Raw genomic sequence first — 22,384 nt, 5'->3', positions numbered from 1 at the left:
TGCTTCCGAAACATTGGCTGGAGCGATGAGTAAGATTATTGTGTGGTTTGCCTTTGATTTTTTCTCGGCATTCTCAGGCATTAAGAGGTGATCTTTGGCTAACTCTTTTAGACGTTGGACAAGGATTGTCCATGGTCATTAGGACGGCTCATCATGTTCTAATCTATTGATGCCGGACCCAAATATCCAGGTGGGTTTGATGCGGGTGTTGAGATTTTGCTTTCATTCACGTACCCACCACATTCATCATATTAATGGCATGATAATCAGCCATGGCGATAATGATCATATTGGCGGAACAGAAGCAATCCTAAATCAAATGTCTATGCCGCTTATTTTAAGCAGTGTAGCGAATCGTTTCCCCAAGGCCTTGGCGGAGAAGACCTTTTTATGTGGGAAAAAATGGATATGGGATGGTGTTTGTTTAGTTTCTTATCACCAGAAAAAGAGGCTACGTACCAAGGTAACAACAGCTCGTGTGTGTTGCGAATTCAGGTGTACCAGTAGGCAATTTTATTACCCGGTGATATTGAGAAATCCCAAGAAAAGTGGCTTCTTATAAAGGAGCCCAATTTGCGAGCTGCATTGCTGATTGCTCCACACTATGGAAGTAGCACTTCTTCAGAACCCTTTGTTTATGGCGTCCACCCTAAATATATCTTTTCCCAACGGGCTATTATAATCGTTATCATTTCCCGAGTTATCCGGTGGTAGAACGATATAAAAGGAAAGGAGCCAAGGGTTTAAATACTGCCACAAATGGTGCTATTTGCATCCGGCTTTCCTCAGAGGATAAAATGCTCATCTGGGCCGCTTATGAGCGGCGTTGTTTTTAGCAAGGGGCTTTCAAGCTATTGATGAAAAAAGTTAAACGAGAAGGCGTTAAAACCTATGGACGTCTTTTGCAAGCCACTAAACGATATTGGGCGATCTTTATTTTTGGGATTATCGGTACGATAGTAGTCTCGCTAATGGATGCTGGATTTGCTTGGTTAATAAAACCGATTATTAATCATGGATTTATTGCCCATGACGTCAGTTTTATTCGCTGGCTTCCTTTAATCATTGTGTTAATTTTCTTATTTCGAGGGATGGCAAGATTTTTGTCGACTTATTTTATTAATCGAGTGGCTCGTAACATTGTAATGGATTTTAGACGTATGATTTTCAGTCATTTATTACGCTTACCTGCCAAATTTTATGATCAGCACAATTCGGGTTATTTATTATCTACAGTGATCTACAATGTAGAGCAGGTTGCTCAAGCAAGTTCTGATGCTCTAGTAATCACACTCCAAGAATCCTCCTTAGTAATTGGCTTGTTGACGGTGATGTTTTTAGTCAATTGGGAATTAACGTTATTTTTTTTGATAATTACTCCGATTATTGCCTGGGTAATGAAAATTTGCAGTGCACGGTTACGCCGATTGAGTACCAGCGTACAAAGATCTGTGGGCGAAGTTACGCATATTGCAAGTGAGGCCATAGAAGCTTATAAAGTAGTTCGTCTTTTTGGCGGACAAACTTATGAAAATGAAAAATTCTGCAGTGCCACTAAGGCAAATCAACAGCGCGAATTGAAGGTCGTAGTCACTAATAGTGTCAGTACTTCATTAGTGCAATTACTCATTGCTATCCCGATTGCTCTCATTTTATTTTTTGCTACTCAGCCTTCTTTGCATGTAACTGCCGGTAGCTTTGTTTCTGTGGTTTCTGCAATGATCATGATGCTTCGACCCGTGCGCCGACTCACTATGGTTAATAGTTACATCCAAAAAGGTATTGCCGGTGCGGAAAGTATCTTCAAACTGTTAGATGAAGACATCGAAAAGGACAAGGGAAGCCGCCATTTATTAAGAGCGAAGGGTACCATAGGATATTCTCATGTCTCTTTTAGCTATGATAAGAGTCAAAAACCTATCCTTTCAGATATTAATTTGACTGTTGAGGCAGGACAAACAGTTGCATTAGTTGGTCGATCGGGTGCTGGGAAGTCTACGCTAATTAATTTATTACCGCGATTTTATGAAATTTCGTCAGGCATTATTAAAATTGATGGCATTAATATTAAAGAATTTCATTTGCAAGAATTGCGCAATCAATTTGCTTTAGTGTCTCAGAACACCATCTTATTTAACGACACTATTTTAAATAATATTGCTTATGGTCAAGTAGGAGGTATCGATAAGAGAAAAATTATAGAAGCGGCTCGAGCGGCCCATACGATGGAATTTATCGATCAATTACCTGAGGGCTTAAACACCGTTGTAGGAGAAAATGGTGTTCTTCTTTCTGGAGGTCAGCGTCAACGGATCGCTATCGCTCGTGCTTTGTTTAAAAATTCTCCGATTCTTATTCTCGATGAAGCAACGTCTGCGTTAGATACCCACGCAGAAAGACATATCCAAGCAGCGTTGGAAAACCTAATGCACCAACGGACTACGTTAATAATTGCACATCGATTGTCTACCATTGAGAAGGTGGATTGGATTATTATGATGGAGGGGGGACGCATTGTAGAAAAAGGAACTCATCAGCAACTGTTGGCTTTAAAGGGAATTTATGCAGAATTGTATCGGATGCAATTCTCGGAAAAACCTGTTGGAGTTGTCGCTAAGAGTCCATAATGATAACAGCGCCGCAGTTTTGGTACCAACCACGTTCTTGGATAAGTCGCCTTTTAATTCCTTTTTCTTTGTTGTACCGACTGGCTGTCACTCTCCGAAGGTCAGCCTATGCCCTTGGGCTTAAAAAAAATCGACAATTTTCGACACCGATCATTGTGATAGGCAACATCACTGTGGGCGGGAGTGGGAAAACTCCTTTAGCGATTTGGCTGGTAAATTACTTAAAAAAGCAGGGATTTCAACCAGGACTTGTTAGTTGTGGTTATGGTGGAAAAACCAAAAATCGGCCTCAAGTTGTCACACCCAATAGCAATCCTCGTGTGGTTGGTGATGAAGCTATTTTACTGGCAAGAACCGGTTGCCCAATGGTGGTGGGTGTCAATCGAACGGCTGCTATAGAACACTTATTGAAAAATTTCAGTTGTAATATTGTTATCAGCGATGATGGTTTGCAGCATTATTCACTATCACGAGATATTGAAATCGCTGTTATAGATTCGGATCGTCAATTTGGAAATGGATTGTGCTTGCCGGCAGGACCTTTGCGCGAACCCAAATCACGGCTAAATACTGTAGATTTTTTTGTTGTAAAGCAGTTGTGTCCTGTAAAAATTTATCAATTAAAAAATCCGGAAAAAAAAATAAATTTTGAGGAATTACAAGGGAAAACTATCCATGCCGTTGCTGGATTGGGGAATCCACAAAGTTTCTTTCATCAGCTTGAATTATTAGGAGCAAAAGTAATAAAACACGCATTTCCCGATCATTATTTTTACCAGAAAAAGGATTTTAAATTTAGAGATGACAAAATAATCCTCATGACAGAAAAAGATGCAGTTAAATGTAAACAATTTAACAATGAACGATTGTTTTGTTTATCTGTTGCTTTAGAGGTTCCTGAGAAATTCTCGCGAGATTTTTCTCAACACCTCGAATCAAAAATACGCTCTAAACATCTTTTGAAAAACCAGAGGTGATTGGGTACCGCCGATCTTTTCCAAAAGCGCGTCTCGTAATGCGGATACCAATCGGTGCTTGGTAGCGCTTATATTCATTACGATTTATCATTCGGACTACTTTCTTAACCATATTAATATCAAAACCAGCAGCCGTGATTGTGTTTGGATCTTCATCTTTTCCAATATAACGTTCCAAAATTTCATCCAGCACTGGGTAAGGTGGCAAAGTATCTTGATCTTTTTGATTGGGCGCTAATTCTGCAGAAGGTGCCCGAGTTAAAACGCGCTCGGGAATGACGGGCGAAATGGTATTGCGGTATTTACACAAGCGATATACCATTGTTTTATAAATATCTTTTAAGACTCCAAAGCCTCCAGCCATATCACCATACAAAGTAGCGTAGCCGACAGCCATTTCACTTTTGTTTCCGGTGGTTAATACAATAGCTCCTTTTTTATTGGAAAGAGCCATCAATAATGTGCCTCGAATACGTGCTTGTAAATTTTCTTCAGTAACATCTCGAGGAAGTCCTACAAACTCCGGTGCAAGGCTTCTAAGGAAAGCTTCGAATATGGAATTAATATCAATAACGGAAGTCGAAATTTTTAATGCTTGAGCTTCGATCTTTGCATCTTCAATGCTCATGGAAGAAGTAAAAGAGGATGGCATCAGGACCCCGCTCACGCGCGATGGGCCGATGGCGTCAACAGCAATGGCTAGCGTTAAAGCAGAATCCACTCCTCCGGAAAGACCAATGATGGCGCTAGGAAAATTGTTTTTGTTAATATAATCGCGAACGCCTAATACGAGAACGTTATAAATTTTCTCTTCATCCAGTAGTGATTCGGGTGCAAAAGGATGCTTGGTGCAAACCTCTAATGGGTGTTTGAGATCAAATTCAATAGTCATCAACTCTTCTTTGAAATAAGTGCCTTGCTGAACGCGCTCTCCATTTTGATTAAATACCATTGAACCGCCATCAAAAACGAGTTCATCTTGTCCTCCAATTAAATTTAAATAAATAATAGGGATACGATATTTCTGGGTACGTTTCGTTAACAAATCGCGTCGGTGATGGGATTTATATTGAGTGAAAGGGGAAGCGTTAATACAGGCGATTAATTGTGCTCCGGCCTTGATAGCATATTCTAAAGGGCTTTCCAACCATAAATCTTCACAAATTAATAGCCCAATTTTTACTCCCTTAACTTCGATGATACAAGGTTGATCTCCGTAGGAAAAATAACCTTTTTCGTCGAAAACTCGATAATTAGGCAGGGCGTGTTTTGCGTAGGTCGCCATTATTTTACCCTCAGCAATTACTGCCGCCTTGTTATAATAATGACTTTCTTGAAAATCTGGATATCCTACGACGATGGTAGTGTGTTTAACTTCTTCAGCAATCCGTTGAAGTGCTTGATGTACACGTTGATAAAGTGCAGGTCGAAAAAGCAAATCTTCGGGTGGATAGCTTGTAATGGCTAATTCTGGAAATAATACAACATCTGCTTTGCTCTCGCGATAAGCCCGATTGGCTGTATTGATGATGAGTTGGGTATTGCCTTCGATATCCCCAACCAGCAAATTAATTTGAGCTCCTACAATAACTAATTTTTTCATGAATTATTATTTATGATTAATGCTGCTACTATCTTCCGCCCTTCGGACATTAGCGCTGCATAGGTTCGACAAGCGCCGCCTGTATCCATGGATTCAATCCCAATTCGTTTTTGGAGAAGCGGCATGAGCTTTTCTTTAGGCGGAAAAATAAATTTTTTTCCGGTCCCAAAAATAACCACTTCGGGATTTAAAGATAACAGAGTTTGAAAATGTTCTGGTTTTAAGTCCTCTAAAGATTTCGGTTCCCAGTTAGGAATAAGCTTATAGGGGGAAACAATCATGCTTGACGTATAGAGGGTTTTGTTAATCGTAACCGATTCGGCATCGTAAGCTCGAATGTGATAATTACCAATACCAGCGTCTTCAGTGAGTACCATAGTTTTTTGTCCTCATGATAGTTCCAATCATAGCATGAATTTCTAAGAGGTTGGTTCCTACTCTAGGCTCAAAAACCCACAAAGCCAAGAGCTTTAGGTGGAATTCCGGGCGCCTTGGATTGAATTTGATATCTTCTGTGGGATTAGTTAAAATACCGCGTTTTACTCCTTGCTTCACCGATTCAAACCTCGGGGGAGGGGGCTGTTAGTTAAACCGAGAGAAAATCGCTAATGCGACATTATGAAATCATGATTCTAGTCCATCCCGACCAAAGCACGCAGGTGCCGGCCATGGTTGAGCGCTATCAGGCAATGATTAAAGAAGGTGGGGGTAAGGTCCATCGCTTAGAAGACTGGGGACGTCAACAATTAGCTTATTCTATCAACAAAGTACATAAAGCTCATTATATTTTAATGAATATTGAGTGCGATAAAGCTGTTCTAGATGAGCTGGAAAATGCTTTTCGTTACAATGATGCGGTAATTCGCAATTTAGTTTTAAAGCGTAATCACGCTATTACTGAGCCTTCACCCATTATGCAAAGCACTGAAAAAGGGAAGTTTCGAAAAGAGAAACTAAAAGTTGTCGTTGAAGAGACTGCTGAAACATCCGAAGAAGCTTAAGAGGAAATATATGTCATTTCGTCGCAAAAAATTCTGTGCTTTTAAAGCAAAAAATATTCAAGAAATCGATTACAAAGATATCGACACATTAAAAGATTATATTATGGAATCCGGTCGGATGGTTCCGAGTCGTATTACCGGAACAAGCGCTAAATATCAGCGCCAATTATCTCGTGCTATTAAGCTGGCTCGTTATTTGGCTTTGTTGCCATATTGCGATACGCATCGATAAGAGAAATTCAGCCTCTTCCCTTGTGGATTAGCAGGCAGGTGAGAGCAATAATTTGGGCAATTTAATGAAGAGCATGGGGAAATATTTATTGGCCGATAACATTCGCGCAGCTATGGCTGCACTGGCTTTTTCATTATTAGCTTTTCTTCTGCCTATAGGATTCGTTGCCACTTTAATTTTAGGATTAGTTACTCTCCAAAAAGGCTATAAGGCGGGGTTGGCCGTTTTAGCTTTTGTTCTTTTGCCCGCAATTGCATTGGTAGTAACCCGTCATTTTGGCTTTTTTTATCAATTTGATTTACTACTTATCCAATGTGGTTTAGTGTTTATATTCGCTTTAATCCTACGCCACACCGTTTCTTGGCAATGGGTTTTAGAAGCGGCTGCTGTAATTGGTGTCTTGGCAGTTTTTGTGGTGCACCTTATTTTTCCGAATATTCGGCAAATATGGATAGGATTAATTCACAATTATTTGCAGGCTAATGGTTGGGCTTTAACTTTCCATTTAAGCGCCGATTGCTCTGCAGAATTTGCCCAACATCTTTCTGCTATTGCCACAGGAGGCTTTGCTTTTTTTGTTTTATTTGGGATGATTGTTTTGCTGATTTTAGCCCGTTGGTGGCAAACGGTTCTCTTTTCTCCTGGACGATTACAGCTTGAATTTACTAAAATCCGTATCAGTCAAGCGGGTGCAGGCTTGTTACTCATTGCCAGTATTGGTTTAATTTGGCAGCCAAATTGGCTGGTGGATATTTACCCTATGTTATTATTTCCATTTATGGTGGGGGGCTTAAGTATCCTTCATCGATTAGTAATGAATCGAAGAGAAATGGCCTTAATAATAGTAATAGTTTACATCGCTTTATTGTTATTAACATTCTTTACAGTGATCGCTTTAGCCATCGTGGGACTTATCGATAGTTTTTATGATTTTCGAAAGCATTATACTTTACTAAAGAATTAAAGAGGATTTAAATTATGAATATGAGAGTTATTTTACAGGAAAAAGTGGCCAATTTGGGCAACATTGGGGATCAAGTACTCGTAAAGCTTGGTTATGCTCGTAATTTTTTATTGCCGTATGGAAAGGCTGTTCCTGCCACAGCAGAACATATTTCGGAATTTGAAAAACGGCGTGCAAAATTAGAGAAGTTAGCAGAAGAACAATTAGAGAAAGCAAAAGTACGGGCGAAAAAATTGGAAGGAAAAAGCTTTCATATTTCAGCAAAGGCGAGTGATGAGGGTAAGCTTTTTGGGTCAGTGGGATCCCGTGAAATTGCTGAAGCAATTTCCAGTGAGGGTGTCGTTGTCGAAAAACGCGAAGTAAGCTTACCTGAAGGTCCTATTCGACAAATTGGTGAATATGAAATTCCAGTTCATCTTCATACCGACGTTGCTATTACGGTAAAAATTAAAGTACTTTCTGAATAATTAAAAGGAGTATCATCTCTTTTACTTTAAGCAGTGTTCCCATTTTTTTGCCCTATCCCAATTACGGTTATGAGGTGTATTATCACCTTATTTAATTGGCGGCGTAGGATTTTCTTAATAGAATCGGGCCTTGCAATATACGGAAGTCTCGGGTAATCCTGATACAACGGCAGCGCCAATGGTTACAATGTATCAGCTAATATCACGACCCAATTTGCTTGTACCGGGGAGTGTGGGGATCGGATTTCGAACTACAAAGTCGATGAGCTAGAGTTAGAATACCGCTTTACTCATTATGGGTCCACGAGTTTAAATTCCATCCTTAAACTAACAAGCGACATCGCAAAAATTGTCGGTAAGAAAAAAATTTATTCTCACACACTTTTAACACGTTTTACTGTCCACCACTGGATGTAAAAGCGGTGCTTTTTTGTGATGGAATGAGACTTATAGCGACTTAATTATTTTCATTTTCGAAAAACCTGGCCTCGTTTCACTCGTGTGAGTTAATTCTCTTCTTCTGTAATGCCTAAAAGCTTGATTATTTAATTCATGCTTTTAATCCCAATCCAATTGTATTTCCTAGTGGACCAGTAACTTTTGCAGGAAAGAGAGTGGGAATGCTACACTAGCGTCCATGCCACCACATCAGAAACCTAAAGATTTACCTCCTAAAATTCCGCCTCATTCTCAAGAGGCGGAACAATCTGTACTCGGTGCCTTAATGTTGGATAATCGTGCGTGGGATCGCATTACTGACCGAATAAGTGCCAAAGATTTTTACCGATCCGATCATCAGGCAATTTTCGAAGCGATGACACACTTGATCGATCAACATAAACCTTTGGATGTATTGACTGTATCAGAAGCACTAAAAGTGAAGGATCGATTAAATGCGCCTGGAGAAGCTTATCTCTATGAATTAGCTAAAAATACACCTAGCGCTGCGAATATTGTCGCTTATGCAGATATCGTCCGGGAACGGGCCATTTTACGGCAATTAATTGAAGCTGGAACGGATATTGCGCAGGATGGTTTTAACCCCGATGGCCGTGACATTAAAGAATTACTCGATAAGGCAGAACAAAGGGTTTTTAATATTGCTGAAAGTCGTTCTTGGGGATCTGGACCTGTGGCAATAACCACCTTGTTGGCCAAGGCCATGGATCGCATTGATATGCTCTATCATTCCGATAAAGCACTCACAGGCCTTTCATCAGGTTTTACCGACTTAGATCGATTAACTTCGGGCTTACAACCCGCCGATTTAGTTGTGATCGCAGGCCGCCCCTCTATGGGAAAAACCATATTAGCGATGAATATTGCTGAACATGCGGCCATAAAGGGAAATGTTCCGGTTCTGATTTTCAGTATGGAGATGCCCGCTGAAGCACTGGTTATGCGAATGATTTCGTCTCTAGGAAGTATCGATCAGCATAAAGTGCGCACGGGCCAGCTCAAAGACGATGATTGGCCTCGAATTACTCATGCCATTGAAATGCTTTCGGAAACCAAATTATTTATCGATGATACCCCTGCTTTAAGTCCTGGGGAGATTCGATCACAGGCAAGACGTTTAGCCCGCGAGCATGGGGGGCTTGGTTTAATTGCTGTGGATTATCTTCAATTGATGCATGTCCCCAACAATCGTGAAAACCGCAGTATAGAAATATCTGAAATTTCCCGCTCTTTAAAAGCGCTAGCAAAAGAATTAAATATTCCTATTATCGCTTTATCTCAGCTTAACCGTAGTTTAGAAACTCGCACCGATAAACGTCCAGTGATGTCGGATTTACGTGAATCAGGTGCAATTGAACAAGACGCTGATCTCATTGCTTTTATTTATCGTGATGAGGTTTATCATGAAGACTCTCCCGATAAGGGTAAAGCAGAGATTATTATTGCAAAGTACCGGAATGGCCCCATTGGGAAGGTGATACTGACGTTTCGGGGGCAATATACTCGCTTTGATAATTTTTCTCATGAAAGTGTGCCACAGCGATTACCTTTTGGAGCGCGAGCGTGAATCAAGCAGTTGCTACTATTGATTTACAAGCGCTCAAACATAATCTTTCTCGGATAAAAGAAATTGCTCCCCAATCTTTTGTTTTAGCTATGATTAAAAGCAATGGTTATGGCCACGGATTGGTGCGGGTTGCTAAAACGCTTCTCCTGGTGAATGCATTTGGCGTGGCGTGTATTGATGAGGCGTTAATTTTACGGGAAAACAGGATTGTAACGCCAATTGTGGTTATGCGGGGCTTTATTGATGAAAAAGAGTTAAAAAAATTTATTCACTATAATTTAGTAGCAGTAATTTACCATTCCCATCAATTGAATCTTTTAGAAAAAAATAAAGTTTCTTCCCCTTTACAAGTTTGGTTGAAGATCGATACAGGAATGCATCGATTGGGTTTTCCCCTGGAAAAGGTGGCTTCTGCTTATGACCGTTTGTCTGCTTGTCCGTCGGTACAAAAACCAATTGGCTTAATGACCCATTTAGCTGATGCTGATAATAAAGATCGGTCGTTTACTGAATGGCAAATTAATCAATTTAGGGAAATTGTTAAAGATAGAGACGTCCCTAAAAGTGTTGTAAATTCAGCAGGCGTATTAAGCTATTCCACTGCTTTTTTAGATTGGATCCGCCCTGGCATTATGTTGTATGGCGTGTCGCCTTTTTCTTGGGAGACCGGCGTGAAACGAAATTTAAAACCAGTAATGACTTTATCTGCGAGGATAATAGCAATTAAAAATTGTCGTGCAGGAGAAGTTGTGGGTTATGGATGTACATGGCGTTCCTCCGAAAATACATCTATTGGTATTGTTGGTATTGGTTATGGTGACGGATACCCACGCCATGCTCCCTGTGGCACGCCAACATTATTGCATGGAAAAATATGTCCGTTAATTGGTCGGGTATCTATGGACATGATCGCCATTGATTTGCGTCACGAGTCAGAGGTTAAAATTGGTGATGAGGTAGTTTTGTGGGGGAATGGCTTGCCTGTCGAACAAATAGCTGAACAGGCTGGTACTATTAGCTACGAATTATTGTGCAAAATAACTCAACGCGTTCAATTTAGAGAAAAATAAAATGGATGAACTTTTGGAAGCGAGAAAAATTAAATGGAAATGCCGTCGTGGAATGCTGGAATTGGATATCCTTTTGGAGCGATTCTATAAAAATCAATTTCAAATTTTGACGGCCGAGGAAAAAAAAATATTTAACCGTCTCCTCGATGAACCAGATCCTTTGCTTTACGATTGGTTACTTGGCCACGAAATTCCTTCCAGTCCTCAATTTCAAAGTTTAGTCAATAAAATAGTAACTTAATCGTAAAGAAATGATTTTGGGATTCACTAATTTTTCATAATCTTCCCAAACTAGCTTAACTAATTGAGAGTGTGTTCTTGGATTAAAAACGATTTCCTTCTCATCTTTATATAGTTCGTCTGAAACATATACATCCCATATCAAATAAATTGCCGAAAGGTGGCATTAGCTCCCAATTTGCAGCCAGGAAATTGTTCTTGAAATTCATATTCACTCGCAAGCTCAACTTTCTTAGCGTCCATGGCTTTTTTTAATTTTTCGAAATCGATTTTGGTATTGCCCCGGTAACGACCATAGCCAATTTATTGTTAATTTTAACCATAACAAGGTTTTGCTAGCTTTTTGGCTGATACATGGGAAATTTCTGCAATTTCCTGTATGGTATTAATCAGGCAAGTAGTTAATCGTTACATATTTTACCTTATTCTTATCTAAAAAATATTTTAAAGTTTTATGGCATAACAACCTTATTTGCTTCACTTGTGCTCATATATTAAATTAATAAATTAATTATAGTGTATTTAGATAGCGTAATTTTAGCCAGAGGCAATAAGCTGTCTAATTTATTGTTTTTTAAAAAATTACGCTATTTTCTTGTTGGCGAGCAGTTCTCGCATTTTGGCTTAAATTATTTCAATCGCAATTCGATTTCCACCTCATCGAGGAACAATGATCTCCGTATAACGCTTAGAAGAGGGCTCTATAAACTGAAGATACATAAGACGAATAGTTTCTTGTTGGTATTGAGTAATAATACTTTCTAGAGAGGACCTCGCTCGACGATATCTCGCTGTAGGCGTCGCAATAGGCAGATGTCTAAAAGTGTATGCATAAAAATCCGAATGTCCATAATTTCTCGTAACTTAGGTTCAATGAATAATAAAATTCCTTCTAGCAGAATAATGTGGTGTTGACTGATTGTTTTAGTTTCCTTTAGTCGTAAATGCTTGTTGTAATCGTAACAGGGTATTTAGAAGGCGTGGCTTTTTTGTAATTGTAAAAGATGTTGATAGAGAAGTTCATGATCCAATGAATCTGGGTAGTCACAATTAATTTTTGCACCTTCTTCAAAGGGCATATTGCTAAGATCTTTATAATTAAGAATCCTCGAAGATTACTACTACTTTATCAGAGCCTAATTCATTAACGATAGTATTATTAGCGAGTAAACTTTTACCTGAAGCGAAAGGGCCTGAAATACCAATTATCATGACATTATTTTTCATGATTTCTCCATTACTTAAGTAAAACAATCAATGCGCCTGTACCACCTTGATGGGGTGGAGCTGAATGAAAAGCGAGAATATTTGGATTATCGCGTAACCAATTATTTAGAAAATTTTTTAAGATGGGTTTGTCATTGGATAAGTGACCTTTACCATGAATGATGCATATCCATCTTTTGTTTTTTGCTAAGCAGTCATTAATAAAATGTGTGATTGTTCTCACGCTTTCATCGATTGTTTGTCGATGTAAATTAATATTAGCTTCAATCGGCACATGCCCTCGCTTTAAACGATGGATCAATTTATGCTGTAAACCAATTTTGGCAAAGTGTATCGGATCTTCTGCATCAAGCCAATCATTTGAATCAAGATACGTTTGCCAACTCGAGGCGGGAGCAATTTTTTTTTGTGAGAGTGAGATGGAAGTTTTTTTCTTTGGTCTGAGCCAGTGTTTATCATGTTTGAGTGGCTGGACTTCCTTGACGCTTTTGCAAAATAAATCAATTTCTTCTGAGTCTATTGATTTTTTTGCCATAGCCGTAATTCTTTATCTTATCTAGAATAGTTAAGCTCTTATACCCCACAGCCCCTGGCCATTCTAAGAGCAGGAATGTGGGAAATAAATGCGGCTTCTCATTTAATATAGACAGTTTATAGTATTAATGCTATTAAAATGCGATGTCTGGGAATACCTTTGGAAAACTATTTACCGTCACTACTGCTGGTGAAAGCCATGGTTTGGCGTTAGTGGCCATTGTGGATGGGTGCCCTCCTGGCCTTGCCTTAAGCGAAGGAGATATCCAACCGGACATTAATCGACGTAAAACTGGTCAGTCACGCTTCACATCACAGCGACGAGAAATTGACCAAGTCAAAATACTATCAGGCGTTTTAGAAGGAAAAACCATAGGCACGTCGATTGCATTACTAATTGAAAATACAGATCAGCGTCCTCGGGATTATTCACAAATAAAGTCGTTGTTTCGCCCGGGGCATGGAGATTATACCTATTTTAAGAAATACGGACTTAGGGATTATCGCGGTGGGGGACGGGCTTCAGCTCGAGAAACAGTGATGCGAGTTGCTGCCGGCGCTATCGCTAAAAAGTATTTGCGAGAAAAATTACAAATCCACATTCAAGCATATACTGCTGCCGTAGGGCCTATTCGGGCAGAAAAAATTAATTTCTCTCTTGTAGAAAATAATCCTTTTTTCTTTCCTGATGAAGATAAAATTCCTGAACTTGAACGGTTCATCATGGAATTGCGACGCAAAGGGGACTCAATTGGAGCTCAGGTTAACGTGGTGGCTAAAGGAGTTCCTATAGGATTAGGAGAGCCTGTATTTGACAAGTTAGATGCCGAGATCGCCTCCGCTATGATGGGGATTAACGCAGTAAAGGGAGTAGAAATCGGAGACGGGTTTGCGGTAATTGAACAGAAAGGGTCAACTCATCGCGATGAAATGGGAAAAAGAGGATTTTTATCTAATCACGCCGGAGGAATATTAGCAGGCATTTCATCGGGTCAGGATATCATGGTAAGCCTTGCTTTCAAACCAGCATCAAGCATCCGGATCCCTGGAAAAACTTTTGATATGAAAGGAAAAGAAGCGGAAGTGATTACTAGGGGTCGTCATGATCCTTGCGTGGGACTTCGTGCTACGCCCATTGCTGAAGCTATGTTGGCGTTAGTTTTAATGGACCACTATTTGCGACATAAGGCCCAAAATTTATGAAGTGTTGAGGAAGTAAAGAATGACTGTGTTTTATGATATTGCTGTCGTAGGAGCAACGGGAGTAGTTGGGGAAACAATCCTCCAACTCCTCTACGAACGACAATTTCCTGTGGGAGAAATATACCCAATTGCGAGTGAGAATTCAGAAGGAAAGAGCGTACTTTTTGGTGGGAAGCAAAAAAAAGTTCGTAATCTAGCAAAATTCGATTTTTCCACGGTCCAATTTGCCTTTTTTTCAGCTGGAGCCGAACGTTCAGCTGAATATGCGCCGCGGGCTGCAGAAACAGGATGTATTGTGATCGATAACACCTCCCATTTTCGATATGAGGATGATATCCCTTTGGTAGTGCCAGAAGTGAATCCTTCCGCTTTAGAAAACTATCGTAATCGCAATATCATTGCTAACCCGAATTGCTCTACTGTTCAATTGGTGGTGGCTTTAAAGCCTATCTATGATGCGGTAGGAATTACCCGAGTCAATGTTGCCACCTATCAATCTGTTTCAGGAGCGGGTCGACAAGCTATTCGAGAGTTAGCAGAACAAACGGCCCATTTGTTAAATGGTGAACCTATCAAAAAATCCAGTGTTTTCCCTGCGCAAATTGCATTCAACGCCCTTCCGCACATCGATATTTTTTATGAAAATGGGTATACAAAGGAAGAAATGAAAATAGTCTGGGAGACCCAAAAAATAATGGGCGATGTTAATTTGTGGGTCAACCCGACAGCCGTTCGTGTTCCTGTCTTCTTTGGTCATTCCGAAGCTGTGCATATCGAAACGCGCGATCCTATCAGCCTTGAAGAGGTGAGAGAATGCTTGGCCCAAGCACCAGGGGTTATTGTAGTAGATGAAAATAATTCCTATCCGACTGCAATTAGCCATGCTGCTACTGCTAGTGCTGATGCGGTTTTTGTCGGACGTATTCGAAAAGATATTTCCTATCCTAATGGAGTAAATTTCTGGATAGTGGTCGATAATATTCGCAAAGGTGCTGCGCTTAATGCCATTCAAATAGCAGAGGTATTAATTAACGAAAACTTTTTTGCTGACGGCACATTTCATTAGCAGTGAACTTCATTTTGTACTAAAAAGATCCATTATTTATTATCCTTGCGAAGAGGATGCTTTTCTCTAATTCGATTGCCTCTTTGTAAGGATGAGGTATTTATGATAGAAAACATCCGCAATATTGCCATTATCGCCCACGTCGACCATGGAAAAACTACCTTAGTTGACCAGTTGCTCCAGCAATCGGGTACCCTAAGTGGTCGAACGGCGTCCATTGATCGGATGATGGATTCTAATGAGTTGGAGCGAGAACGTGGTATCACTATTCTTGCGAAAAACACCGCCATTCAGTGGAAAAATTATCGTATAAATATAGTCGATACGCCGGGTCATGCCGATTTCGGTAGCGAAGTAGAGCGTATTTTATCGATGGTGGATTCTGTTTTATTTCTGGCAGATGCAGTTGAAGGCCCTATGCCCCAAACACGGTTTGTAACTCGCAAGGCTTTCTTGTGGGGGGTTAAAACTGATTGTAGTAATTAACAAAAAATAGATCGCCCGGGAGCACGCCCCGATTGGGTAGTAGAATAAGTTTTCGATTTATTTGTAAGCCTGGATGTAACAGATGCTCAATTGGATTTTCCACTCGTTTATGCATCAGCTTTAGCTTTTAAAGGCTATGCTACATTGGATCCTTCGTTAACTTCTTCGGATATGAAGCCACTTTTTGAAACGATTCTGTCGAAGGTAGAACCGTCTAAAGTTGATTTGAATGGTCCTTTTCAAATGCAAATTTCCTCGTTGGATTATTCGAGTTATGTGGGAGGCATTGGGATTGGACGGATTCAACGCGGTACCGTACGTCGAAATACACCAGCGATTGTTATTGATCGCGAAGGTAAGAAGCGTTCGGTTCGAATTTTGCAGCTGTTGGGATTCTTAGGGCTACAGAGAGTCGATATTGACACAGCCATCGCCGGTGATATCGTGGCTGGTTACAGGCATTGAAAATTTGCGAATTTCGGACACGCTTTGCGATCCACAATACCCGGAAGCTTTGCCAACCTTTACTGTCGACGAATCAACGGTTAGCATGACTTTTCAAGTTAATAATTCACCTTTCGCAAATTCACCTTTCGCAGGTCGCGAAGGAAAATTTTTAATGAGTCGCCAAATTAAAGAACGGTTAGAGAGGGAGTTAATTGCTAATGTGGCTTTGCGAGTTACGCCAGGCTCTGCTGATCCAGATAAATTTATTGTCTCCGGAAGAGGTGAGCTTCACTTATCGATATTGATTGAAAATATGCACCGCGAAGGTTATGAGTTTGTGGTTTCACGTCCTGAAGTGATTAAAAAATTCATTGATCGAGTAGGGTGTGAGCCTTTTGGAAATTTAGTATTGGATATCGAAGAAGAACATCAAGGAGACATCATCCAAAATTTAGCAAAACGTAAGGGGAATTTGAAAAATATGATCCCGGATGGAAAAGGAAGAGTGCGCTTGGATTACATGATTTCAACGCGGGGTTTAATTGGATTTCATTCTCAATTTTCGACTTTAACATCTGGTTCGGGCGTTATGTATTACGTGTTCGACCATTATGGGCCATTGATCGATGAATCTTTGCAAACACGCAATCGTGGTGTACTAATTCTAATAGCCAAGGTGTTGCTACGGCATATCCTCTCTAGAATTTGCAAGCACGAGGAGATTTGTTTATTGGACCACAATTGGTTTACAAAGGTATGATTGTCGGGCAACACTCACGGGATAATGATTTGGTTGTAAATGTTTGCCGTGAAAAACAGCTTACTAATATTCGAGCTGTTGCGGGCAGTGATGAAAATATTATTTTAACGCCGCCTATTAAATATTAAATTCAGCTTAGAACAGGCTTTGCAATTTATTGCGGACGACGAATTAGTAGAAGTTACGCCGCAATCTATCCGTCTTCGTAAAAAATTCTTAAAAGAACATGAAGAACGCTGATCGGAAAAATAGCGAGTAAAGTTCGTTTTTTATCCATCTACCACTCCCTCGTCCCTCGGACAGCCGTGAGATGACTGGAATAGGCACTTTTTATGAAATCATTTTTTATGACGGCAAAAATAAGCGTTTTTTGTGAAGTTTTAATATTTCTTTAATGTAAGTGTTTTATAGTTCCCTCTCTCGGTTGAGAGCAAAGTTTACGCGCTATGAGAGAAAGTAATAAAAAAGATTTGTTGATAGCCCGCCCCCTAGAGCCCCCCCTGGAGAATTTGTTCATTCTTTGGGCCCAGCACCAACTACCAGTTCCAATTCTCAACATAACTTTATATCAAAAAATTATCGCCGACCTTGAGATAGAAAAAATACAGGTGCTGATTATGGCAGAAACCTTTTTGGATCCTGAAGGGGGAGAAGGTCAAATCTATTATAGAAAAAAATAGCTTTTAGCGAAATTGGAATCATATTAAGTCTTGAGCAACTAAAAGCCTTTCCTAAGTTAGAGGAAATAATTCTCTATACAAGAAGAGATGATAAACTTTATTTTTCAGGAAAATTGCTCGGCGAACTTAAAAAATACAATAAAATATTTTCCTTATCAAGAGGAGTGCCTCATCTATCCAATTTTTTTAAAAGAATTGAGTTGGGAAGCTTTACCCTGTTATCAAGAAACTGAGCTTCAATTGTTTGATTTATTCGGAGAGGATCGATTGAAATCGCTGAGAACGTATAGCCTGAAATTCAGATTAAGACTTGGGTTTATTTCGATGTTGATTATACAGTTTTATATCCTAATATCTACCATTCAAACAAATCAGTGTCACTACTTTAAATAAAGCCGTTATAGATAAAATTAAAGATATAAGAAAGCAGCTTACCCTAATGTGCTCAATTTCGATTTTAACTGCTCGCCTTAAAGATAATAATAGAAGATAATATTGATATTCCTTTATCTAGCAAAGCAGTTCTAAACAAATTAAAAGAAGAAACTGGAATGATAATAGCTGATGAAGATGTTATTTATACAAGATGGTCGGATTCTCTAACGGACTAGCCACAAACTAAATTAAAAATTAAAGAAATAGCAGAAAGACATCTTAGAAATCGGGAAAATTTAATTATTTTTCTGGACGATTTGTTTAAGGAAATAGGGAAAGCTTTAATGGCAGTTTCTAATGTGAGAATGGGAAAAGAGGAAATTGAAATTTCAGAGGAAGTGCCTACTGCTAAAGTGTGTCTAATTTGTCTTCACCGAGACGGAGATCTGCATTTTGAAACAGAAGAGGTTTTGCTTCTTTATCAGGTTGAATTAGAACTAGAATCAGCATCTGAAATGGGAGCCAAATTAGAATCATAATCAGAATCCGAGCACAAAGAAGAAGAGGTGCAACTTTCATCTGCACCTTCTCTGAACCTACCTCATCTCAGCCACCTCTTAATTCACTGTTTGGGAAACGACGTTTGGAAGAAAATTTGGACCACGAAAAACCAAAATTTACGTGCGGACGGTCGAAATTAGGTTAGCCCATGAGTAGAACTTGGAGCTGGGATGCTTCTTGATAAAGCTCAGTAGGTAAGGTTATGCTGTTTCCCATCTATGTTAAGCAATCAAAAAATCCTTCTTGGTATCACAGGTGCTGTTGCTGCTTATAAAAGCATTGAATTGGTCCGTCAATTGAGGGAGCGTGGGGCGTTAGTTCGAGTCGTAATGACTTCGGTAGCGAAAGCTTTCATCGGGCCATTGGCTTTTCAGGCAGTGTCAGGGTACCCAGTCGCTAGTGAGTTATTTTCTTCAGAAAGCGCTTCCGAAATGGAGCATATTACTCTCGCTCGTTGGTGTGACCAAATCCTTGTAGCGCCCGCCAGCGCAGATTTCATTGCACGTTTGGCTTATGGTCATGCGAATGATTTACTAACAACCCTCTGTTTAGCGACGAAGGCGCCTATCGCTGTGGCTCCTTCCATGAATCAACAAATGTGGCTCAATAAAGTAACTCAAGCGAACATTAAACGGTTGCAAAAATATGGAATTGAAATATTTGGACCAGGAATTGGTTCTCAAGCATGCGGAGATTATGGTCCGGGGCGATTGTTGGAGCCTGAAGAATTAATCGGTTGTTTGGAAGAGCCTCCTATTGAAAAAATTCTGATGGGCAAGCGTGTGCTCATAACAGCAGGTCCCACGCACGAAGCCATCGATCCTGTGCGTTACCTCACTAATCGAAGTTCTGGAAAAATGGGTTATGCTTTGGCAGAGGTGGCTTCTGAGATGGGTGGCGAAGTTACTTTAATCAGTGGGCCAACTAACTTATCCCTTTCCAAAAAAATTAATCGTATTGACGTCGTTACTGCGCAAGAAATGTTTGAAGCGGTGATGCAGGGAATTTCAAATAATTATGATGTATTTATCAGTGCGGCAGCCGTAAGCGATTATCGTTCGGAAATAGAATCAAATACAAAGATAAAAAAATCTAAAATTAATTTAACTCTTAATTTAGTTAGAAATCCCGACATTGTATCAGTAGTGGGCGGATTATCTAACAAACCTTTCATAGTGGGTTTTGCATTGGAAACCGAAAATCACTTAGAAAATGCAAAAATAAAATTACAACAGAAAAATTTGGATATGATTGTACTTAATTCGGAAAAGGCATTCGAATGTGATGAAAATACTGTTATTGTGATTAATCGTTTAGGCGAAATAAAAAAATTTTCTTTAAATAACAAATCTTTTTTGGCAATCGATTTAATGAAATTGATTACCGCCAACTTAATCGGACCTTCAGTAAGCCAGCATTAAAAAAATGCAATTATTAAAATGCAATTATTAACGAGGCTATCATGCCTTAGCAAAGGCTAGGTAATGAATTCTACCAATTGCCAATGGATTTTACTGCAGTCAGGGCTCGAAGGGCCACATAAGCCAATTGGCGTAAATCCCGGGATCATTTGTTGCAAGTATTGATAAAGAGAAAATAAAAAACCTAAGAGGGCGAGGGCGAGTGGTAAAGTGTATTTAATTACTCCTCGATCAAAAAAATAAGCAGCGATTCTGAGGATAGGGACTAAGGGATAAATTCAAATACATTGTTGATACCAGTAAAAATCACAGACAGGAAAACCCCAGGGCAATACTAAAATAGAGAGAAACTGCAGTAGTAATAAGTGCCACTAATTAAGCGAAATACAAACTATAGGTTTCATTATCAAGTTCTATTTTGTGTAGCGGCTGCTTCTATTAATGCAGTTGCACGTTTTGCTGTTAAAGGTTCTACAATCTTTCCATTGAGGTATAGCGTGGGGAGTGGCTGTTGGGTTCATAATTTTGCCTGCGAGGGTTAAATTCTGCTGTAGAAGCTTAGTATGTTTGCTGATAAAAATAAAATTGCTGAGCTTTTGCATGTTAGCTTACAGTACGGAATTCCGAGCAAATTGGAGCAATCGAGGAATTGTAGCCCAGTCTTGAGCTTCATCCGGCTGATGTTGATAAAGATAAGTAATAAAAGGGAAAAAAATAATTTTTATTTTGTTCGTAGAGACATAAGGCGGCGTTCCTGGCTGGAATAGAACCGGGAAGAAAGGCGAGAGTAATTAAACTGTATTTAGCAATCCCTTTGTTGATGTATTTTTTCTTAATGATGGGGAGGAGTTCATTACTAAACCCAGCACAATTAGGACATTTGAGATCTTCGAAGGTGACAATCTGAACGGGTGCTTTTGGATTAATTAAAGTAGGTTGATTGGTGGTCTCAATATTCGCAGACTTCGAAAGATAACTATACGAATTATTCATATGTCCGGGAGTGTAAAGAGCCTCTAATTTTATTCCGCTGATAGCAATCTTTTCGCCTTCTTTAATTTTAAGATTGACGGATTCAGCTTGGGTCGTTTCACCCATCGCAATTTGACTCTGAAATTTATCTTGGAGCGATCCGGCTGCTGTTATGTGGTCGGCATGAGTATGCGTTTCTAACGTGAGTACTAATTTTAATTTTAATTCTTCAAAAAGTTGGATAACAAAGGGAGTTGTTCTAGCACACGATCGATCAGCAGTGCTTCGCGGCTCGGTCCACTCGCAATTAAGTAGATATAAGTGCGAGAGGTTGTGTCAGACAGTTGGCGAAATAGCATAGGCCGATTATAAAAACATTTAGGAATAGGAAAGAGAACGAGACCAGTCAGCTTCCAAGACGAACAAACTATCTGATAATTGAGAAATTTGGTATAGTTTTAGCTTATTTAAATTAAAATCGCAGGAGACGGCGGTGAAACGGTATCTTGGTCTTTGTTGTATTTTATTTAGCTTTGCTTTAACCACACTGATTACCAATGCAATTAGTTTTGAGATGGTGGGAACTACACCCGTACAATTTTTTCAAGAGGCCGACAGCCAAACTCCCTCATCAATTGTCTTGTCCCAACTACAACCTCCTAAAAAGGCTTCGCCGGAAAAAAATGTGCTATTGAGTAAAGCGAGCAAAGCAGCTTCTCACGATGCCACTCTAAATAAACCTGCAGTTAAGGAGGTCGCGCCTTCGACGGCCACAATGTCTCTTTCGAATAGTGATGATGTTTCAGCTTTAGCTCCTGCGTCGTTAGATCAGGCTTCTGTGAGCGACCTGCAAGGAAAGTTGGCACAACTTAATCAGAATAATTTGCAATTTCAGCAACAAACCGATGAACAATTTATTACTCTAAGTAGTAACGTGCAACTTCTCCAACAACGACTACAGAATTTGGAAAAAGCCATAACGTTGCTTAATCAGGAGTTGATTCAGTTAAAACAAGCAACCAAATCGGAATTATCCAGGTCTCAGACTCAAGGACTGAAATTAAGTATTGCAGCTTGGGTGACTTCGTTAAAAAAAGAACTTGGACCCAGCGGGTTTCAAATGTTGATAGGTGGAGCAATCATCATTCTTTTACTATTAACTTGGATTTGTTGGCCTAATCAAAAAAAAAACCAAGGGAATAATCGCGAAATGAGAAAGGATAATCTCTTGGGTGAGAGCGTAGGAGATACAGTGGAGGAGTATGATTACATGGGTAGTTCGGAAAGCATTCCCGCCAAAATCAATTTGGCTCGAACGTATATTGCTATGGAGGATCAGGAGGCTGCACGAAGGGTGCTAAAACAAGTTCTTCAAAGCGGAAACAAAGAGCAACGAAAGGAAGCGGAAGAACTTTTGAAAGACCTGCCTATCAGGGCTTAGTATC

At 39.7% G+C, this 22,384-nt stretch carries 19 protein-coding genes and 3 pseudogenes; 15 read left to right on the top strand and 7 right to left on the bottom strand.

Annotated features, from left to right (window positions below; genetic code table 11):
• Positions 1 to 857: 857 nt before the first annotated feature.
• The gene (gene msbA / locus CleRt_RS05410) at positions 858 to 2,627 is read left to right on the top strand and encodes a lipid A export permease/ATP-binding protein MsbA (protein WP_048875364.1); all 1,770 of its coding nucleotides are present in this window, start codon (positions 858 to 860) and stop codon (positions 2,625 to 2,627) included.
• Entirely contained in the window at positions 2,627 to 3,604 is a 978-nt protein-coding gene (lpxK, locus tag CleRt_RS05405) for a tetraacyldisaccharide 4'-kinase (RefSeq protein WP_048875363.1), read from the top strand. Before msbA ends, lpxK begins: the two co-directional genes overlap by 1 nt.
• Here the strand turns inward: lpxK and CleRt_RS05400 are convergent.
• Together CleRt_RS05400 and CleRt_RS05395 are read right to left on the bottom strand one after the other, a co-directional pair.
• On the bottom strand, positions 3,576 to 5,207 hold the full coding sequence (locus CleRt_RS05400; protein ID WP_048875362.1) for an NAD+ synthase: 1,632 nt from the start codon (positions 5,205 to 5,207) through the stop codon (positions 3,576 to 3,578). The genes lpxK and CleRt_RS05400 overlap by 29 nt on opposite strands.
• On the bottom strand, positions 5,204 to 5,584 hold the full coding sequence (locus tag CleRt_RS05395; RefSeq protein ID WP_048875361.1) for an Mth938-like domain-containing protein: 381 nt from the start codon (positions 5,582 to 5,584) through the stop codon (positions 5,204 to 5,206). Before CleRt_RS05395 ends, CleRt_RS05400 begins: the two co-directional genes overlap by 4 nt.
• 231 nt (positions 5,585 to 5,815) lie before the next feature.
• Between CleRt_RS05395 and rpsF the strand changes: the two genes are divergently transcribed.
• The 7 genes from rpsF to CleRt_RS05355 all read left to right on the top strand — a co-directional run bounded on the left by rpsF (position 5,816) and on the right by CleRt_RS05355 (position 11,208).
• Positions 5,816 to 6,208, top strand: coding sequence for a 30S ribosomal protein S6 (rpsF, locus tag CleRt_RS05385; protein ID WP_048875359.1), 393 nt, complete (start codon positions 5,816 to 5,818; stop codon positions 6,206 to 6,208).
• 10 nt (positions 6,209 to 6,218) lie between these two features.
• A complete protein-coding gene (rpsR, locus tag CleRt_RS05380) occupies positions 6,219 to 6,440 on the top strand; it encodes a 30S ribosomal protein S18 (RefSeq protein ID WP_048875358.1) in 222 nt (73 codons plus the stop codon).
• An 88-nt stretch (positions 6,441 to 6,528) separates the two neighbouring features.
• Positions 6,529 to 7,404, top strand: coding sequence for a hypothetical protein (locus CleRt_RS05375; protein ID WP_235378890.1), 876 nt, complete (start codon positions 6,529 to 6,531; stop codon positions 7,402 to 7,404).
• Positions 7,405 to 7,424: 20 nt separating this feature from the next.
• Positions 7,425 to 7,871, top strand: a complete 447-nt coding sequence (gene rplI, locus CleRt_RS05370) for a 50S ribosomal protein L9 (RefSeq protein WP_048875799.1) — start codon at positions 7,425 to 7,427, stop codon at positions 7,869 to 7,871.
• A 637-nt stretch (positions 7,872 to 8,508) separates the two neighbouring features.
• Positions 8,509 to 9,897, top strand: a complete 1,389-nt coding sequence (dnaB, locus tag CleRt_RS05365) for a replicative DNA helicase (RefSeq protein ID WP_048875357.1) — start codon at positions 8,509 to 8,511, stop codon at positions 9,895 to 9,897.
• Positions 9,894 to 10,967 carry an alanine racemase gene (alr, locus tag CleRt_RS05360; RefSeq protein ID WP_048875356.1) on the top strand — a complete coding sequence of 358 codons (1,074 nt, stop codon included), beginning with the start codon at positions 9,894 to 9,896 and terminating at the stop codon, positions 10,965 to 10,967. The genes dnaB and alr overlap by 4 nt, the downstream gene beginning before the upstream one ends.
• 1 nt (position 10,968) lies before the next feature.
• The gene (locus CleRt_RS05355; RefSeq protein WP_048875355.1) at positions 10,969 to 11,208 is read left to right on the top strand and encodes an FAD assembly factor SdhE; all 240 of its coding nucleotides are present in this window, start codon (positions 10,969 to 10,971) and stop codon (positions 11,206 to 11,208) included.
• A 140-nt stretch (positions 11,209 to 11,348) separates the two neighbouring features.
• On the opposite strand, the gene CleRt_RS12090 is transcribed toward CleRt_RS05355, so the two are convergent.
• The 3 genes and pseudogenes from CleRt_RS12090 to CleRt_RS05340 form a co-directional block, all read right to left on the bottom strand.
• Complete coding sequence (locus tag CleRt_RS12090; protein WP_235378889.1) at positions 11,349 to 11,450, bottom strand: hypothetical protein; 102 nt, start codon at positions 11,448 to 11,450, stop codon at positions 11,349 to 11,351.
• Positions 11,451 to 11,867: 417 nt separating this feature from the next.
• Positions 11,868 to 12,434 (bottom strand): annotated as a pseudogene (udk, locus tag CleRt_RS05345) (uridine kinase); the annotation flags it as partial.
• Between the two features lie 10 nt (positions 12,435 to 12,444).
• Positions 12,445 to 12,969, bottom strand: coding sequence for a Smr/MutS family protein (locus CleRt_RS05340; protein ID WP_048875354.1), 525 nt, complete (start codon positions 12,967 to 12,969; stop codon positions 12,445 to 12,447).
• Positions 12,970 to 13,112: 143 nt separating this feature from the next.
• On the opposite strand from CleRt_RS05340, the gene aroC reads away from it, so the two are divergent.
• The 5 genes and pseudogenes from aroC to coaBC all read left to right on the top strand — a co-directional run bounded on the left by aroC (position 13,113) and on the right by coaBC (position 19,967).
• Positions 13,113 to 14,171 carry a chorismate synthase gene (gene aroC, locus CleRt_RS05335; protein WP_048875353.1) on the top strand — a complete coding sequence of 353 codons (1,059 nt, stop codon included), beginning with the start codon at positions 13,113 to 13,115 and terminating at the stop codon, positions 14,169 to 14,171.
• 19 nt (positions 14,172 to 14,190) lie between these two features.
• A complete protein-coding gene (locus tag CleRt_RS05330; RefSeq protein WP_048875352.1) occupies positions 14,191 to 15,237 on the top strand; it encodes an aspartate-semialdehyde dehydrogenase in 1,047 nt (348 codons plus the stop codon).
• Positions 15,238 to 15,339: 102 nt separating this feature from the next.
• Positions 15,340 to 17,170, top strand: a pseudogene (gene typA / locus CleRt_RS05325) (translational GTPase TypA).
• A 1,159-nt stretch (positions 17,171 to 18,329) separates the two neighbouring features.
• Positions 18,330 to 18,524, top strand: a complete 195-nt coding sequence (locus CleRt_RS05315; protein ID WP_048875350.1) for a hypothetical protein — start codon at positions 18,330 to 18,332, stop codon at positions 18,522 to 18,524.
• A gap of 240 nt (positions 18,525 to 18,764) precedes the next feature.
• A complete protein-coding gene (gene coaBC / locus CleRt_RS05310; protein ID WP_048875349.1) occupies positions 18,765 to 19,967 on the top strand; it encodes a bifunctional phosphopantothenoylcysteine decarboxylase/phosphopantothenate--cysteine ligase CoaBC in 1,203 nt (400 codons plus the stop codon).
• A 59-nt stretch (positions 19,968 to 20,026) separates the two neighbouring features.
• Here coaBC and CleRt_RS13400 read toward each other — a convergent pair.
• Both CleRt_RS13400 and CleRt_RS12085 read right to left on the bottom strand, forming a co-directional pair.
• A pseudogene (locus tag CleRt_RS13400) lies at positions 20,027 to 20,339 on the bottom strand (disulfide oxidoreductase); the annotation flags it as partial.
• Positions 20,340 to 20,636: 297 nt separating this feature from the next.
• Positions 20,637 to 21,065: a thioredoxin domain-containing protein gene (locus CleRt_RS12085; protein ID WP_235378888.1), complete on the bottom strand. Its 429-nt coding sequence runs from the start codon at positions 21,063 to 21,065 to the stop codon at positions 20,637 to 20,639.
• A gap of 367 nt (positions 21,066 to 21,432) precedes the next feature.
• Here CleRt_RS12085 and CleRt_RS05300 point away from each other — a divergent pair, with 367 nt between their 5' ends.
• The gene (locus tag CleRt_RS05300) at positions 21,433 to 22,380 is read left to right on the top strand and encodes a FimV C-terminal domain-containing protein (protein WP_048875348.1); all 948 of its coding nucleotides are present in this window, start codon (positions 21,433 to 21,435) and stop codon (positions 22,378 to 22,380) included.
• Positions 22,381 to 22,384: the final 4 nt, after the last annotated feature.

This window comes from Candidatus Coxiella mudrowiae, assembly GCA_001077715.1.
In the GTDB taxonomy this organism is placed as follows: domain Bacteria; phylum Pseudomonadota; class Gammaproteobacteria; order Coxiellales; family Coxiellaceae; genus Coxiella; species Coxiella mudrowiae.
The sequence above is the reverse complement of the archived record's forward strand: the minus strand, read 5'-3'. Positions and strand labels throughout refer to the sequence as shown.